The sequence below is a fragment of the Streptomyces acidiscabies genome, from assembly GCF_020010905.1.
Lineage (GTDB): Bacteria > Actinomycetota > Actinomycetes > Streptomycetales > Streptomycetaceae > Streptomyces > Streptomyces acidiscabies.
Window position 1 is genome coordinate 4378986 of sequence record NZ_JAGJBY010000002.1, and the last position, 15806, is coordinate 4394791.

At 70.2% G+C, this 15806-nt stretch carries 10 protein-coding genes; 3 read left to right on the plus strand and 7 right to left on the minus strand.

What is annotated here, in order from left to right; translation table 11 throughout:
• Positions 1 to 119 precede the first annotated feature (119 nt).
• From J8M50_RS45660 to J8M50_RS45675, 4 genes are all read right to left on the minus strand, one after another.
• Complete coding sequence (locus J8M50_RS45660; RefSeq protein WP_010358824.1) at positions 120 to 2147, minus strand: beta-galactosidase; 2028 nt, start codon at positions 2145 to 2147, stop codon at positions 120 to 122.
• An 85-nt stretch (positions 2148 to 2232) separates the two neighbouring features.
• The gene (locus J8M50_RS45665) at positions 2233 to 3573 is read right to left on the minus strand and encodes an ABC transporter substrate-binding protein (protein WP_010358822.1); all 1341 of its coding nucleotides are present in this window, start codon (positions 3571 to 3573) and stop codon (positions 2233 to 2235) included.
• Positions 3574 to 3659: 86 nt separating this feature from the next.
• Positions 3660 to 4586 carry a carbohydrate ABC transporter permease gene (locus J8M50_RS45670; RefSeq protein ID WP_010358821.1) on the minus strand — a complete coding sequence of 309 codons (927 nt, stop codon included), beginning with the start codon at positions 4584 to 4586 and terminating at the stop codon, positions 3660 to 3662.
• A 6-nt stretch (positions 4587 to 4592) separates the two neighbouring features.
• Positions 4593 to 5519, minus strand: a complete 927-nt coding sequence (locus J8M50_RS45675) for a carbohydrate ABC transporter permease (protein WP_010358820.1) — start codon at positions 5517 to 5519, stop codon at positions 4593 to 4595.
• A gap of 230 nt (positions 5520 to 5749) precedes the next feature.
• Here J8M50_RS45675 and J8M50_RS45680 point away from each other — a divergent pair, with 230 nt between their 5' ends.
• From J8M50_RS45680 to J8M50_RS45690, 3 genes are all read left to right on the plus strand, one after another.
• Positions 5750 to 6814: a LacI family DNA-binding transcriptional regulator gene (locus tag J8M50_RS45680; RefSeq protein ID WP_050373811.1), complete on the plus strand. Its 1065-nt coding sequence runs from the start codon at positions 5750 to 5752 to the stop codon at positions 6812 to 6814.
• Positions 6815 to 7030: 216 nt separating this feature from the next.
• Positions 7031 to 7840: an MHYT domain-containing protein gene (locus tag J8M50_RS45685; protein ID WP_010358818.1), complete on the plus strand. Its 810-nt coding sequence runs from the start codon at positions 7031 to 7033 to the stop codon at positions 7838 to 7840.
• A 340-nt stretch (positions 7841 to 8180) separates the two neighbouring features.
• Entirely contained in the window at positions 8181 to 9074 is an 894-nt protein-coding gene (locus tag J8M50_RS45690) for a S1 family peptidase (RefSeq protein WP_040838095.1), read from the plus strand.
• 49 nt (positions 9075 to 9123) lie between these two features.
• On the opposite strand, the gene J8M50_RS45695 is transcribed toward J8M50_RS45690, so the two are convergent.
• The 3 genes from J8M50_RS45695 to J8M50_RS45705 are packed head-to-tail and all read right to left on the minus strand — an operon-like array spanning position 9124 to position 15406.
• Positions 9124 to 9564 (minus strand): histidine phosphatase family protein, encoded by a 441-nt coding sequence (locus J8M50_RS45695; protein WP_010358815.1) that lies wholly within the window; start codon positions 9562 to 9564, stop codon positions 9124 to 9126.
• An 8-nt stretch (positions 9565 to 9572) separates the two neighbouring features.
• Positions 9573 to 13046, minus strand: a complete 3474-nt coding sequence (gene car / locus J8M50_RS45700; protein WP_050987383.1) for a carboxylic acid reductase — start codon at positions 13044 to 13046, stop codon at positions 9573 to 9575.
• Positions 13047 to 13087: 41 nt separating this feature from the next.
• Positions 13088 to 15406, minus strand: a complete 2319-nt coding sequence (locus tag J8M50_RS45705; protein ID WP_330986564.1) for a helix-turn-helix transcriptional regulator — start codon at positions 15404 to 15406, stop codon at positions 13088 to 13090.
• Between the last annotated feature and the right edge of the window lie 400 nt (positions 15407 to 15806).

A 15806-nucleotide genomic window follows, 5' to 3' on the forward strand; every position in this document is an offset into this window, starting at 1 on the left:
GTTGCTCCCAGCTCTCATAGGTGGAAACGCTGCGGTGGCCCCTCCCGCCGTGTGGGCAGGAGGGGGTGGCCCCGGGCGGACGGACACACGTCGCCCGGGGAGTCGGGAAGGTGGGGGGATCAGACCAACGGGCGGCGTACGACGGTCACTTCACGCGGTCCGAGGACCAACGACCCGTACAGCACGTCACCGGCGAAGCCGCTCAGGTCGACCTCGTCGTCCGTGCGGTTGACGAGGAACAGGAACCGCTCCTCGGCGCCCTTGCGCACGGTCAGCTCCACGCGCCCGCGCGCCCCGGCGGGCAGCTCGCTCTCCACGCCGGCCGGCCCCAGGAGCTTCGGCAGCAGCGCGGTGAGCCCCTCGACGCCCAGGCGCGTCGACACGTACGACGCCGAACCCCCGCCCGTCGTACGGCGCGTGACGGCCGGACGCCCGGACTGGTTGCCGGACTCGTAGCGGGCGAGGACCTCGGTCGCCTCGTCGGCCAGGGTGATGCGGTCGGTCCACAGGGTGCCCGTGGTGCCGTCGTCCAGCGCGACCGACTCGCCCTGAAGGAGCGGGCCGAACTCCTCGACACGGATGCCGAGCAGGTCGCGCAGGGCGCCGGGGTAGCCGCCGAGCCAGATGTGGTCGTTCTCGTCGACGACCGCCGAGAAGTACGTGGCGATCAGGTGGCCGCCCTGCTCGGCGTACCGGGTCAGGTCCTTGGCCAGCTCGGCCGGCATGACGTGCAGGACCGGCGTGATCAGCACGTCGTAGCGGGAGAAGTCGGAGCGCTTGGTGATCAGGTCGGCGCGCACGCCCAGCGCGAGGAGCGCCGAGTACCAGTCCAGGCCCTCCTGGCGGTACTTGAGGAGCTCGGTGGGGTGTGAGTCCTGCTCGCTCGCCCACCAGGAGTCCCAGTCGAAGACGATGCCGACGCGCGCCGTCTCACGGTCCGAACCGGCCACCGGGGCAAGGGTCTTGAGGGTCGCGCCGAGGGCGGCGACCGCGCGGAAGACCTCGCTGTCCTCACCGGCGTGCGGGACCATCGCCGAGTGGTACTTCTCGGCGCCCGCCGCCGACTGCCGCCACTGGAAGTAGCAGACGGCGTCCGCGCCGTGCGCCACGTGCAGCAGCGCGTCGCGCGCCATCTCGCCGGGGCGCTTCGCGACGTTCACCGGCTGCCAGTTCACGGCGCTGGTGGAGTGTTCCATCAGGAACCACGGCTTGCCGCCCGCGATGCCGCTGGTCAGGTTCGCGGAGAACGCCAGCTCGTCGCGCGACTGCGGGCCGGGCAGGACGTAGTGGTCGTTGGAGACGAAGTCGACCTCCGCCGCCCAGTCCGCGTAGTCCATGCCCTTCGTCTCGCCCATCACCATGAAGTTGGTGGTGACCGGGACGTCCGGGGTGATCTCCTTCAGGATGTCGCGCTCGGCGCGCAGGTAGTCCTTCAGGACGTCGGAGGAGAACCGCTTGAAGTCGAGCTGCTGCGTCGGGTTCGGGTGCGAGGCCGCGAGCCGGGGCGGCAGGATCTGCTCCCAGTCGGTGTAGCGCTGCGACCAGAACGCCGTGCCCCAGGCGTGGTTGAGGGCTTCGAGGGTGCCGTAGCGGTCGGTCAGCCAGGTCCGGAAGGCGCGCGCGGCGTCGTCCGAGAAGTCGTAGATGTTGTGGCAGCCCAGCTCGTTGGAGACGTGCCAGGCGATCAGCGCGGGGTGGTCCCGGTAGCGGTCCGCCATCGTGCGCACCAGGCGCAGGGCGTGCTCGCGGAAGACCGGGGAGGTGGGCCGCCAGTGCTGGCGGGCGCCCGGCCACAGGGTCTCGCCGGTCTGCGTGACCGGGAGGATCTCCGGGTGGGCCGTCGTCAGCCACGGCGGCGGCGAGGCCGTCGCGGTGGCGAGGTCGACGCCTATGCCGCCCGCGTGCAGCAGGTCCATGACCTCGTCGAGCCAGCCGAAGTCCCAGGTGTCGGGGCCGGGCTGGAGGCGCGCCCAGGAGAAGATCGCCAGCGAGACGACGTTGACGCCCGCCGCCCGCATCAGGCGGATGTCCTCCTCCCACACCTCCCGAGGCCACTGCTCGGGGTTGTAGTCGGCGCCGTAGGAGAAGCGCGGGGCGAGGTCACCGTCCGTCCCGCGCGCTGCGCGGGCGTGGAGGGTGGAGATCATGGCGGTCCTTCCCGAGGGGGTGCACGGGGGCGGCGCGGCACAGGGCCGCGCCGCCCGGTCGTTCTGAACTGCTGGCGGAGAAGACCTACTTCTCCATCGTGAAGCCCTGCTCGTTGCCGTACTTCACGGAGGCGTCCTGCCAGGCCTTCAGACCCTGGGCGAGGGTGGTGGAGGAGACGTACGCCTTGCCGACGGTGTCGTTGAAGATCGAGTTCGCGTACGGCTGGAAGGGAAGGTACTTCCAGTCGCTCGCGACCATCGCCGCGGACTCGGCGAAGATCTTGTTGGCCTCCTGGCCGCCGAAGTAGTCGAACTTCTTGGCCTGGAACGCCGGGGACTCAAGCTCCGCCTTGGTGGCGGGGAAGGCGCCCTCGGAGACGCGGGTGGCGACACCGGCGCCGGAGTTCGCGTACTCGGTGAACGCGTACGCCAGCTCCTTGTTCTTGGCCAGCGCCGGGACGGTCAGCGAGCTGCCGCCGTTCTCCGCGCTCGCCTTCTCGCCCTTGGCCCACTGCGGCATGGCCGCGGCACGCCACTTGCCGGCGCCTGCGGCGACACCGGTGACGAAGTTCGCGGGCATCCAGGCGCCGGTCGCGAGGGTCGCGATGGTGCCGTCGCCGAGGCCCTTGTACCAGTCGTCGGTCCAGCCGGTGACCGGGGCGAGGAGCTTCTCGTTGACCAGCGTCTGCCAGACCGTCTCGAACTTCTTCGCGCCCGCGTCGTCGAAGTTGATGCCGACCTTGGTGCCGTCGACCTTGTACGGGCGCGAGCCGGCCTGCCACAGCATGGAGGTCGTGAAGCCCGCGTCACCGGTGTCGTTGGCGATGTACGCCTTCGGGTCGGCCTTGTGGAGCTTGCGGGCCGCGTCCAGGTACTCGTCCCACGTGGTGGGGACGGCGATCTTGTACTTGTCGAAGAGCTGCTTGTTGTAGAACATCGCCATCGGGCCGGAGTCCATCGGCAGACCCCAGACCTTGGAGCCGTCGCTGACGGCGTTCCACGGGCCCGGCGTGTACTTCGAGGCGAGCTTGTCGGCACCGAACTTCGACAGGTCGGTGAGGCCCTTGGTGAGCGAGTACTGGCCGACGGCGAAGTACTCGACCTGGGCGACGTCCGGGACGCCCTTGCCGGCCGAGATCGCGTTCGACAGCGCCGTGTAGTGCTTGTCGCCCGAGCGCTCGCCGACCAGGTTGACCTTGACCTTCGGGTACTTCTTCTGGAAGTCGGCGGCCACGGTCTTCAGCGTGGGCTCCCAGGCCCAGACCGTGATGTCGCCGCCCTTGTCCAGCGCGGCCTGGAGGTCCCCGGCCGAGACGGCCTTCTGCGAGGAGTCGCCGTCGTCCGAGCTGCCGCAGGCAGTGGCGCCGATGGCGAGGGCGGAGACGAGGGCGACGCCGCGGAGGACACGGCTCGTTGTTCTGCGCATGGTGCTTCCACTTCTTCGTGGGTGGATCGGGTGAGGGTGGGGGTACTGCGTTTTGTGCGCAATTGTGGGGCTTGGGGGCGCCGGAGTCACTCCTTGACGCTTCCGGCCGACAGACCGGACTGCCAGTACTTCTGGAGCAGGAGGAACACGGCGATCAGCGGCAGGATCGTGAGCAGCGAGCCCGTGATCACCAGGTTGAAGATCACGTCACCGCCGATCGTCTGCGCCTGCGCGCTCCACGAACTGAGACCCAGCGTGAGCGGGTACCAGTCCGGGTCCTTCAGCATGATCAGGGGCAGGAAGTAGTTGTTCCAGGTGGCGACCGTCGTGAACAGCAGGACGGTGACGATGCCCGGCGCCAGCAGCGGGAGCGCGACCTGGAAGAAGGTCCGCACCTCCCCGGCGCCGTCCATCCGGGCCGCTTCCAGCAGCTCCGTCGGGATGGCCTCGGCCGCGAAGACCCACATCAGGTAGAGGCCGAACGGGGACACCAGCGACGGGATGATGACCGCCCACGGGGTGTCGGTCAGGCCCATCTTGCTGAACATGAGGAACGTCGGCACCGCCAGCGCCGTACCCGGCACCGCGACCGCGCCGATGACGACGGCGAAGATGGCCTTCTTGCCGACGAAGTCGAACTTCGCCAGCGCGTACCCGCCGAGCACCGCGAGCAGCGTCGCGCCGCCCGCGCCGAGGACGACGTACAACAGGGTGTTCAGCAGCCAGCGGCCGAAGATGCCGTCGTGGTAGGTGAACGTGTCGTGGATGTTCGACCACAGGGCGAAGTGCTTCGCGAACCACAGGCCGTTCGAGTCGGCCAGGCCCTCCTGGGTCTTGGTGGCACTGATGATCAGCCACACCAGGGGGGCGATCGTGTAGACCGCCATCAGGGTCATCAGGCCGGTCAGCAGCTTGCTGCGGCGCGGCTTGTTCGCGCTGTACGCCTTGCCCTTGCGCGGGGTGCGCAGCTTCGGCGAGCTCTTGGCGGGAGCGGTGGTGACAGAGGTGGTCATCGTTCGTCACGCTCCCTTGCGCATGCCGCGGAGCTGCACGACGTAGGCGACGATCATCGTGATCACGCCCATGATGATCGCGACGGTCGCGGAGTAGTTGTGCTGCTGGCCGTTGAAGGACAGCGAGTACGTGTAGAAGTTCGGCGTGTAGTCGGTGGTGATCGCGTTCTTCGCGAGCGGCTGGAGGATGCTCGGCTCGTTGAAGAGCTGGAAGCTGCCGATGACCGAGAAGATCGTCGCGATCACGAGCGAACCCCGGATCGCCGGGATCTTGATCGAGCGGATGATCCGCCACTGTCCGGCGCCGTCGATCTCCGCCGCCTCGTACAGCGAGGTCGGTACGACCCGCAGCGCCGAGTAGAAGATCAGCATGTTGTAGCCGACGAACTCCCAGGTCACGATGTTGCCGATGGAGGCGAGCACCCAGCTGGGGTCGAGCAGGTTCGGCAGCGTGACACCGAACGCGTCGTTGATGTCACGGACCAGGCCGTACTTCGTGCCGTACATGAAGCCCCACATCAGGGTGGCGACCACCGCGGGGACCGCGTACGGCAGGAAGATCGTGATCCGGAAGAAGCTCTTGCCGTACAGCCGGCCGCTGTCCAGCGCGAGGGCGACCAGCAGGGCGATGCCGAGCATGATCGGCACCTGGATCAGCAGGAAGATCCCGACCCGGGCCAGGGAGTCCCAGAACTGGGAGTCCTGGAGCGCCTGGGTGTAGTTGTCGAGGCCGACGAAGTGGTTCCCGCCGATGAGCTGGTCACGGAAGAGGCTCAGATAGATCGAGTACGCGATCGGCGCCAGGAAGACGAGGGCGAACACGGCCACGAAGGGGCCGATGAACCCCCAGCCGGTCCAGGAACGGCGGTCCTTCTTCGCCGGAGGCGGTGCCGGCCGCGGCTCGGCGGCGGCCGGCGGTTGCAGCGTCTTCATGATCGATCCTCGCTCGTCCACTCATGGAACCCGCGACGCCTCGTGGGTTTCCAGTGCGGCGCCGCCTCGATGTTTACGTAAACATCAGCCAGCAAAAAAAGAGACCCGAGCTGTTATGTTTACGTAAACATCTGATGGCGGCATGTCTACACTCCTCCGATGACGCAGGTCAAGAGTCTCCGGGGGAGAGCGTGGCCGAGGTGACGAGAGGAAGAGGCCGGGGGTTGAAAATGGACACGACACACAGCATCCCGGCGCAGGGGTCCGCACCCGCCGAGACCAGGGGAAGACGCGCGAGCGTGTCGATGGCCGACGTCGCCCGGGTCGCCGGCGTGTCCTCCCAGACCGTCTCGCGCGTGTCGAATGGTTATGCGGGCGTGACCGAGGAGACACGTCGCCAAGTGCTCGACGCGATGCGTGAATTGGGCTACCGGCCCAACAGCGCCGCCCGTGCCCTCAAGCGCGGCGAGTTCCGCACGCTCGGCGTCATCACGTTCTCGCTCTCCTCCACCGGGAACGTCCGCACCCTGGAGGCGATCGCCAACTCGGCCGCCGCCGAGGGGTACGCGGTGACCCTCCTCCCGGTGGCCGTCCCCACCCAGGACGAGGTGCGCGGCGCCTTCACGCGGCTCGAAGAACTCGCCGTCGACGCTGTGATCGTCATCATGGAGGTGCACCTCCTGGACGCGGCCACGATCAATCTGCCGCCGTACGTCCAAGTGGTGGTCGCGGACTCCGACGCGGGCGAGCGGTACACGGTCGTCGACACCGATCAGGCCGGGGGGACCCGGACCGCCGTCCAGCATCTTCTCGGGCTCGGGCACCGGACCGTCTGGCATCTGTCGGGGCCCGAGGACTCCTTCGCCGCGCAGCGCCGTACGGACGCGTGGCGGGAGACGCTCGTGCAGGCCGGGCGGCCGGTGCCGCCGCCGGTCAGCGGGGACTGGTCGGCCGAGTCGGGGTACCGGGCGGGGCTCGACCTCGCGGCGCGGGAGGACTGCACGGCGGTCTTCGCGGCCAACGACCAGATGGCGCTCGGGCTGCTGCGGGCGCTGCACGAGAGCGGGCGGCGGGTGCCGGAGGATGTCAGCGTCATCGGGTTCGACGACATCCCGGAGGCGTCCTCGTTCCTGCCGCCGCTGACCACGCTGCATCAGGACTTCGCCGAGGTGGGGCGGCTGTGTGTGCGGGCGGTGCTGCGGAAGATGCGGCACGACGGGCCTACGCATGGGACGACGCTGGTGCCTACGCGGCTCGTGGTGCGGGAGAGTACGGCTCCGCCGCCTGGGCGGTGAGGGTCTGGAGGGGCTGAATCGGCCGCCGTGCTTGGGTGCGGGGGCTGTTTTGGCATGTCTGGGGGCGGCTGAGGTGGACTAGGGCGGGCTGGGGTGGGCTTGGGAGTTAGGCGTATGAGGTGACGGTGTGATGATCGCGTAAGTGAGTCGTGGTTGAATGGTGAAGGAATTGGCCAAGTGGCTTGTTCTGGACCCGCGTAGAGAGGCATCGGCACCGTGAGCGCCACCCTGTCGGAGTTCCACTACGGTCTCGTCACCCCCATCGCCGCCTTCGTCATGGCGTGCGTCGGCTCGATCCTGGCCCTGCGCTGCACCACCCGCTCGCTGCGGCGCGTCGGCGGTGAACGGCGCTGGGGCTGGCTCGCCCTCGGCGCGGTGTCGCTCGGCTGCGGGATCTGGACCATGCACTTCATCGCGATGATCGGCTTCACCGTCGACGGCGAGCTCATGGAGTACGACGCCGGCCTCACGATCCTCAGCCTCCTCGTCGCGATCGCCGTCGTCGCCGTCGGCGTCTTCCTCGTCGGTTACCGGGGTTCGGGGCCCGTCACGCTGGGGGTCGCCGGCACGATCACCGGGCTCGGTGTCGCCGTGATGCACTACATGGGCATGGGCGCGCTCAAGGTCAACGGGCTCCGGTACGACAACGGGGTCGTCCTTCTCTCCGTCGTGATCGCGGTGGTCGCGGCGACCGCCGCGCTGTGGGCCGCCGTCTCCATCAGTGCGGTGTGGGCGACGCTGGGTGCGAGCCTCGTCATGGGGGCCGCCGTGTCCGTCATGCACTACACGGGGATGGCGGCGGTCAGTGTCCATGCCGCGCACGGCACCGTCAGCGGGCAGTCCTCCGCCAACCTGCTCTCCTTCATGCTGGTGATGCTCGCCGGGCCGCTGATTCTGCTGCTGATCGCCGGGGTCATCGTGATGTTCGACCCGGAGGTTGTGATGGGGCGTACGGAGTGGGACGCGGAGCAGGCGCCCGAGGTGCCGGAGCAGGCGCAGGGCGCGGGCGTGTTCGACTGGCGGTGAGTGCGGCTCTCGCGCGTGCGGCTTTCTCATGGCGGGTCGGGGATCGCCAGGGCGCGAATCGGCCAGCGGGGCGCGGGTGACGTATGGGGTGTGAACGTGCGTAAGTGAACGAGGCGCGCCTTCGGTGGAGGCGCGTTTCGTGGTGGGGGGACTGGGGTCGGTGGGGTTCGTGGGGTGGGTGTGCGTGTGCGTCCGGAAATTGACCTTGTTCCTTCTCCCGTGCGGAGTTGAGGATTTCTGTGTCAAATCTTGACGCGCTCATGACCGAAACAAGGTCCGGCGTGTGCACCTCACGGGCCCGCCACCCCAACGGGCCCGGAACCCCACTTCGGAGGTTGCAGTGAGAGTTGTCCGCACCCTGTCCAAGAGAGCCCGTCTCGTCGCGGTGGCGTCGGCGTTCGTCGCCGCGGCGGCGGTGACCGTACCTGCGGCGGCGGCCGATGCGACGCCCGTGAAACTGAGCGGCGCCCAGCTCGCGCAGGTCACCGACGCCGTCGAGACCGCCGACGTCGTCGGCACGGCCTGGTACACCGACCCGGCGAGCGGCAAGGTCGTCGTCACCGCCGACGCGACCGTCAGCGCGGCGGAGATCGCCGAGATCAAGGCCGCCGCCGGTGACCGGGCGGGCGGGCTCCAGATCAACCGGACGCCCGGCACGTTCAGCAAGCTCATCGCCGGTGGCGACGCGATCTACTCCGGCGGGCGGTGTTCCCTCGGGTTCAACGTCCGCAGCGGGAACACGTACTACGCCCTGACCGCCGGGCACTGCACGGCCATCGGCTCCACCTGGTACACCAACTCCGGCCAGAGCACGACCCTCGGGACGCGGACCGGGTCCAGCTTCCCCGGCAACGACTACGGGATCATCCGGCACGCCAACGCCTCGGCCGCCGACGGGCGGGTCTACCTCTACAACGGCAGCTACCGCGACATCACCGCCGCCGGGAACGCGACCGTCGGGCAGTCCGTGCAGCGCAGCGGCTCCACGACCGGGCTGCGCAGCGGGAGCGTCACCGGCCTCAACGCCACGGTGAACTACGCCGAGGGCACGGTGAGCGGCCTCATCCAGACCAACGTCTGCGCCGAGCCCGGCGACAGCGGCGGCTCCATGTTCTCCGGCACCACCGCACTCGGCCTCACGTCGGGCGGAAGCGGCAACTGCACGAGCGGCGGGGTGACGTTCTTCCAGCCGGTCACGGAGGCGCTCAACGCGTATGGCGTGAGCGTCTTCTGACGGTACGTCATGTCGGCGCCCCGGGGTTTCCTGGGGCGCCGTTCGCGTGTCAGCCGGGTAGGACGCCGAGGCCGGTGACCTGGCGGTTGTGGAAGTGGTCGTCCTCGACCAGCGTCGTGATGCTCCCGGCGGGGACCGGGAAGCTGACGTGTCCCGCAGCCTCGGCCGGCATACCGATCCACGCCGCCACGACGAATGTGAGCGAGCCGCCGTGGGTGACCACGATCTGGTGCGCGCACGGCCGTTCAAGGATGCCGGCCGTCGCGGCGTACACCCTCTCCACGCAAGCCCCTTTGGTCTCCGCCCCCTTGACCCCCTCGTCGTGCCACAGCCGCTCCCCCTGGGCGGGCGGTGCCACGAACCGCTGGTCGAGCCACGCCTTGGGTCTGCCCTCGGCCTCCCCGTACGACTTCTCCCTCAGCTCCTTTTTCAACACCGGCTCCACGCCGAAGACTTCGCCGATCTCGGTGGCCGTCTGCCGGGTGCGCATGGGGTTCTCTACCGCAGGCCCAACTGGCGTAGGTCCGTTGCGTACTTGGTGATCAGGTTTTGGGTGATGTGCGGGATGTCGTTGTCCGGGCCGATGCCTGCCTCGCGGACCGCTTCGTGGAAGTGGGTGGCGGGAACTGGTGAGGTGGGGGTGGGGGGTTGGGGAGTTGCGAAGGCGTGGAGGAGGGGGAGGAGCGTGTGGGGGCGGTGGTGTTCCGGGAGGGAGCGGAGGGCCGTTTCCAGGCGGGGGGACCATGTTGTGTGGGGGAGGCGACGTAGGGGGTGGCCCGCTTCCTCCAGCCAGGTGATGAATGTGTCCAGGGAGACTCCGTCGTCGTGGGGGTTCACCGCGTTGTAGGTGCGGTGGGCCGAAATCGGCTGTGCGCCCAGGGTGTTGATCGCCTCGGCGGTGAAGTCGACGGGGAGGCCGTCGAAGTGGGCGCGGCCCTCCTCGGAGTAGAAGGACGTGGGGGCCAGGCCGGTGCTGAGGATGCTGAAGAGGAGGCGGGTGAGGACGTCGGCCGGGTTGAGCTGGCCGGTGTGGTGGGGGTGGGCGAGGATCAGGTCCGAGCGGAACACGGCCACGGGGAGGGCGAGTCGGGCGTGCGCTTCCCGGAGCAGGACCTCGCCGGCCCACTTGCTCGTGCCGTACCCGGCGGCGTACGCGTCGGTCAGGGCACGCTCGGGGATCGACTCCCGGATATCGGACGTCTCGTCCAGCGTGGTGGAGATCGCCGTCGTCGAGACGTATACGAACGGCTTGACCCGCGCCGTGAGCGCGAGGCGGATCAGCTCGGCGGTGCCGACGACGTTCGGGCCGAAGAGCTGCTCGTACGGCAGGACATGGTTGACCAGCGCCGCCGGGTGGGCGATCAGGTCGACGTCCTCGGCGAGGCGCCGCCACGTCTCCCCGGCCAGCCCCAGGCGCTCCGCTCCGATGTCCCCGGCGAGCACATCGAGCCGCCCGGCCGCCAACTCGCGATAGCGGCGCAGGAGTTCCGGGTCACCGGAGTCGAACGCCGCGTCCAGCCGGGCCCGCGCGTCCGCGTCGTCCTTGCCGCGTACGACGCAGACGAGGCGACCGCCACCGGACGCGAGCCGCTCCAGCCAGTCGAGACACATGAACCGGCCGAGATAGCCGTTGGCGCCGGTGAGGAGGACGGTCCTCGGTGTTTCACGGCCAGGCGCGGGGAGTTGAGCCGCCTCGGCGAGCGCCCCCGCGTCGAGGAACTTCTCCAGCGCGAGGTCACCGGCCCGTACGACCGTCCTGCCCACGCCGTGCACCGAGGCGAACGTCGGACGGCTCGCCCCCGACGCGCGCCGCGCCTCGATGTGGGCGGCGAGAGCGCGCAGGTCGTTCGCGGGGCTCAGAACCGTGCCGACCGGCACCTCCACCCCGAAGATCTCGGCGAGCAGAGTCGAGAAGGACAGCGCGGACAGCGAGTCGCCGCCGAGGTCGGTGAAGCGCGCGTCGGCGGCCGAACTCCCCAGCAGCGCGCGGGCGGCACGCTCGACCGTCTCGGACACCGGCCGCCCGGTGCCCTCGTCGCGCAGGACGCGCACCGCGTCCTCCTGCTCCCGCGCCAACTCCTCGTACAGCGCCTCCAGTCGCTCCCCGTACCGCGCCTTGAGGCGGGGCGGCAGGTTCTTGCGGGTGTCGCTGAGCAGGCCGTTGGCCAGCGAGAACGGCTCGGTCTCGACGAGGAACGCGCGCGGTATTTCGTACGAGTTCAACTCCGATTCCCGCGCGGCCTGTTGGAGGGCGGCGGCGAGATCCTCGTGGGTGCAGTTCTCCCGCGTCGGCACGATCACCGCCAGCAGGTGGGCGCGTTCGCTGTTGCCGTACACGTAGATCTGCCGGATCAGCGGATGCGTGACGTACACGCCTTCGAGGCGGGAGAGGGCGACGAACTCGCCCTGGGCGAGCTTGACGACGTTGTTGCGGCGGTCGACGTACACGTACTGGTCGGGGCCGACCTCGGCCATGATGTCGCCGGTGCGGTAGAAGCCGTCCGCGTCGAAGGCGGCGGCCGTCACCTCGGGGCGGCGGTAGTAACCGGGCGTCAGGGTCGCCGACTTGAGGACCAGCTCGCCGCGCGGATACGGCGAGTCGGTGGCGAAGTAGCCGAGTTCGGGGACGTCGACGAGCTTGATGTCGGTCACCGGGGGGCGCTGGACGCGGGTGTTGAGGAGGACCGAGCCGGTCTCGGTGGAGCCGTAGCCGTCGAGGACCGGCAGGTCGAGGCAGGTGTGCATGAACTCGCGCAGCTCGGCGGAGAGGGGCGCGCTGCCGTACAGCGCCTGGATGAGCCGGCCGCCGACGAACCGCTCCCGCAGGTCCGCCTTCACGGCCGCGTCGAGCGCCCCGGCGTCCGCGAACTCGCCCGCACGCCGGGCAAGTTCGGCCTGGTACTCCTGGAACAGCAGGTCGCAGACGCGCGGCACGAACAGCAGGGCCGTCGGGCGGGCCAGCGCGATGTCCTCGAACAGGTCCGACAGGTCGCTGTGCGCGGTGAAGTACGAGATTCCGCCCCGGCGCAGGGTCTCCACCAGCGAGGAACGGCCCGCGACATGGCTCAGCGGGAGGTAGTTGACGACGATGGAGGCCACGTCGTCGGGGATGGGCACGGCGCCCGCCCACGCCCGGTGCAGCATGCGTTCCGTCTGGATGGCGCCCTTGGGGGTGCCCGTGCTGCCGGACGTGTAGATGAGGAGCCGGACCGGGTCCTCGTCGGGGCCGGGCACGAACAGCGGGGCCGGGGGCAGGGCGCGCCCGCGTTCGATCACCGCCTCCAGCGGCAGCGGGGCGGCGTGCCCGGCGGCCGTCAGCCTCGCGGACGCCGCCTCGAACGCCTCGCGCTGTGCGTCGTCCCCGGCGTGGAAGTCGAACACGACCAGGCGCGGGGCCACTTCGGCGGACAGCGCCAACTCCACGCCCCGGTCGAGGAGTTCGAGGCTCACCGCGAGCACCTTCGGCCCGGTCTTCGCGAGGATCGGGGCGAGCCCGGCGACCGGCGCGCCGGACTGGAGCGGCACGGACACCGCGCCGTGGCGCAGGCACGCCAGGTCGACCGTGACGTAGTCGCCGCTGGTGAAGCCGTAGATCGCCACGAAGTCGCCGGGGGACAGCGGGAGTCGGGTGTCCGCCGCCCACTCGGCCGAGACCGCCCCGGCCCGCGCCCACAGCTCGCCGTAGGTGACGGTCGTGAACTCGGGGAGCCGCCGCAGCGACGTACGACCGGAGACCGGGTCCGTGACGGGCTCCGTCGCGCGCCGGGCCAGGGCGGGGCGGTCGGCGTACCCCGCCATGACCGTCGCCACCGTCCGCGACAGCACCTGGTCGCGCGCGGCCTCACGGACCGCCTCGCGGACCGCCGGGAGCGGCATCGCGGCCCGGTACTGCGGATCGTGCGCGGACAGCTCCGCGACGAGACGGGCCGCCCGGCTCAGGGGGGAGACGTCGGCGGGGGGCTTCGCGGGCATGACCGTCACCTGTTTCTCTGTGCGGGGTGTTGGAGAGGTGCTTACGCGGGCCGCGCGCTGTGCCGCAGCGCCAGTTCGGGCACGGCCGTGGTGTCGTCCTGGTAGCAACGCGCCAGCTCCACCCGGGACTTGATGCCGAACTTCCGGAAGATGTTCCGCAGGTGGTAGTTGACCGTGTACGAGGACAGGTGCAGCTTCCCGGCGACCTGCCGGTTGGTCATGCCCAGCACGACCAGATCGGCGACCGCCCGCTCGGAGTGGGTCAGCTCCTTTTCCGGACCGACCGGTCGGTTTTCCGAAGGCCGCGTTGAGGGCGCCGTGGACAGCCTGACCCGCGCCGCGACCCGGGCCGCGTCCCGCAGCGCCCCGGCCTCCTCGTACAGCTCGCGCGCCGCGCCGAACTGCCGTACCGCCGCGCTCTCGCCCCGGCCCCGGGCCAGCAGCAGGATGCCCAGGTCCTCCGCGGCCCCGCCGGCGGCCCACGAACAGCGGTACTCGCGGCGGGCCCGGCCCAGGGCGGCCTCGTCCTGGTGCAGTAGACCGGCCGCGTGCAGCGCCGAGACGCTCAGCGGGGCGTAGTCCGCGTTGTCGTGGGCGAGCGTGCGGACCGTACGGACGACCTGTTCGGCCAGGTGCGGGGCGCGCCCGGCGAGCGCGGTGCGCACCAGCCAGGCGGCGGCCCCCGGCTCCTCCGTGACCAGCAGCGGCCCGGTGACCAGGTCGGCGTACTGCCGGTCCAGCAGCTCGACGGCGCGCGGCGCGCCGTACCGCTCGGCCGCGATCTGGAGGGCGACCCAGTCCGGCTGCGCGCAGATCACGCGGTGTGCGGGGACCTGCTCCTGGTGGCGGCGGGCCATCAGCTTCTCCGCGTCGCGCAGGTCGCCGCCGCGCAGGGCGGCCAGCGCCTGGACCGTGGTCGCCAGGGGCAGCAGGGTGCCGTCGGGTTTGCGGACCTCGCCCAGCGCTTCCGCGATCCACTGGTCGGCGCGGCGGTGGTCGCCCTTCAGGCTCAGCAGCCGGGCGGCGACCGCCGCGAGCGCGAGACCCTGGGGCGGCGGGCCGGACGGCTCCGCCCAGCACTCCGCCTTGCGCAGCAGCCGCTCGGCCTCGAAGGGCTCGCCCAGCAGGGAGAGTTCGAGCGCGACCGAGTTCGTCACCTGCTGGTCCATGAAGTCGGCCCGGCCGGGCGGGATGACCGCGGTGGCCTCCCGGCTCAGGCGCAGCGCCTCCGCCGGGCGCCCGTCGAGCCGCGCGCAGGTGGAGCGCATCGCCAGCGCGAACGCCTGCCCCGAGGCGTCCTCGACGGCCGCGCGGTTGTGGAACAGGGCGGTCGCCGCCTCCCGGGCCTGGTCGGTGCGGCCCTCGTCGAGGGACGAGACGGCGCGCGCGTACAGGAGTGCCGCGTTCCGCTCGCCGGGCGGGTGCGACGCGGCGGCGCCGGTGTCGGTCGCGGACGCGGCGGTGAGGAGCACCTGGCGGACACCCGGCGCGGTGCCGTCGACGACGGTCCGGCGCAGCAGTTCGTTGCGGAAGGCGAGCCGGCCGTCGTCGTGGCAGTCGAGCAGCCCGGCGTCCACGGCCCGCTGCACGAGGGCGGCCAGGCCCACGGCGGGTACGTCGGTGAGGACCGCGGAGAGTTCGAAGAGGCTGAACTGGGGGCCCAGCACGGCCGCCGTCCTGAGCATGTCCCGCACCTGCTCGCCCTGCTCCCTGAGCAGGCAGTTCACCGTGGACCTGAGGCGCCGGGGCACGGTCGTGCAGAGCAGGGCGGCCTGGCGGCCCACGATCCGGACCTTGCCGTCCTCGCGCAGCCCCGTCGCCAGCGCGGTCGTCAGCAGAGGGTGGCCCTCCGCCTCCGCGGCCAGCGCCGTCAGGCCGATGTCGGGGGTCGCGCCGAGGACGTCGGTCAGGAGTTCCTGGACCGAGTCGGGGGAGAGCCGGCCGAGGGTCAGGCGCGTGCAGCCCCAGTCGTCCAGCGCCCGCACGAAGCGGTGCACGTCGAGGTTGTACGCCTGGTCGCGCAGGGTCAGGAGCCACAGGTGCGGGCGGCGGCGCAGCGACGCCAGGTCGGCGGTGAGCCGGCGCAGCAGGGCCTGGTCGGTCTGCGTGTGCAGGTCGTCGAGGACGGTCAGGGTGGGGCGGTCGTCGGAGCGGGGCGGAAAAGTGCCGTCACCGGCGTGGACGAGGTGGAATTCGCGTTCTTCGGCGATGCGGCCGACCTCATGGACGAGGCGCGATTTCCCGAAACCTTCGTCTCCTGAGACGAGTATCACGCCGCCGCGGCTGGACTCCGCTTCGGCGAATGCCTGGAGTATGAGGCTCATTTCTGGTGATCGGCCGCGTAGGGGACTTGGTGACACGTGACCTCACGTAGTTCATGTCCGGGAAGGGGGAATCGAACGAAGGTGGGTCCCGTACCTGCGGAATTGACGGATCGTGTGTCCGGCGTGCGGGGTGCCGTTGAAGTTGACGATCCTTCAAAAGGGTGCGGGGGGAAGTTCTTGAAGGTTAACGCGATCCGTTGAACATTAACATGCTTTCTTGGTGCGCCCGTTACCCGTCGGAAGCGAAAACTCCGTGAATGGATGGAAACAGTGGACGAGGCGGCAAGGTATGAACCTGACCGGTCGCTGTGCGGTTCCCGGAGTCCAACTGCCGTCCCTCCACTACCCGCTTGAGTAGCCGATGGTCGGCCCCGCGTGGCAAACCTACCTGGTCAGGTGGTGACACTGGCCGGATCCTGCGGTGAAGGTGGATGCC

What these genes read in the sequence shown, in the direction of transcription:
- J8M50_RS45660 (WP_010358824.1), bottom strand. Translation starts at nt 2,147, where the DNA reads ATGATCTCCACCCTCCACGCCCGCGCAGCGCGCGGGACGGACGGTGAC.
- J8M50_RS45665 (WP_010358822.1), bottom strand. Translation starts at nt 3,573, where the DNA reads ATGCGCAGAACAACGAGCCGTGTCCTCCGCGGCGTCGCCCTCGTCTCC.
- J8M50_RS45670 (WP_010358821.1), bottom strand. Translation starts at nt 4,586, where the DNA reads ATGACCACCTCTGTCACCACCGCTCCCGCCAAGAGCTCGCCGAAGCTG.
- J8M50_RS45675 (WP_010358820.1), bottom strand. Translation starts at nt 5,519, where the DNA reads ATGAAGACGCTGCAACCGCCGGCCGCCGCCGAGCCGCGGCCGGCACCG.
- J8M50_RS45680 (WP_050373811.1), top strand. Translation starts at nt 5,750, where the DNA reads ATGGACACGACACACAGCATCCCGGCGCAGGGGTCCGCACCCGCCGAG.
- J8M50_RS45695 (WP_010358815.1), bottom strand. Translation starts at nt 9,564, where the DNA reads ATGCGCACCCGGCAGACGGCCACCGAGATCGGCGAAGTCTTCGGCGTG.
- car (WP_050987383.1), bottom strand. Translation starts at nt 13,046, where the DNA reads ATGCCCGCGAAGCCCCCCGCCGACGTCTCCCCCCTGAGCCGGGCGGCC.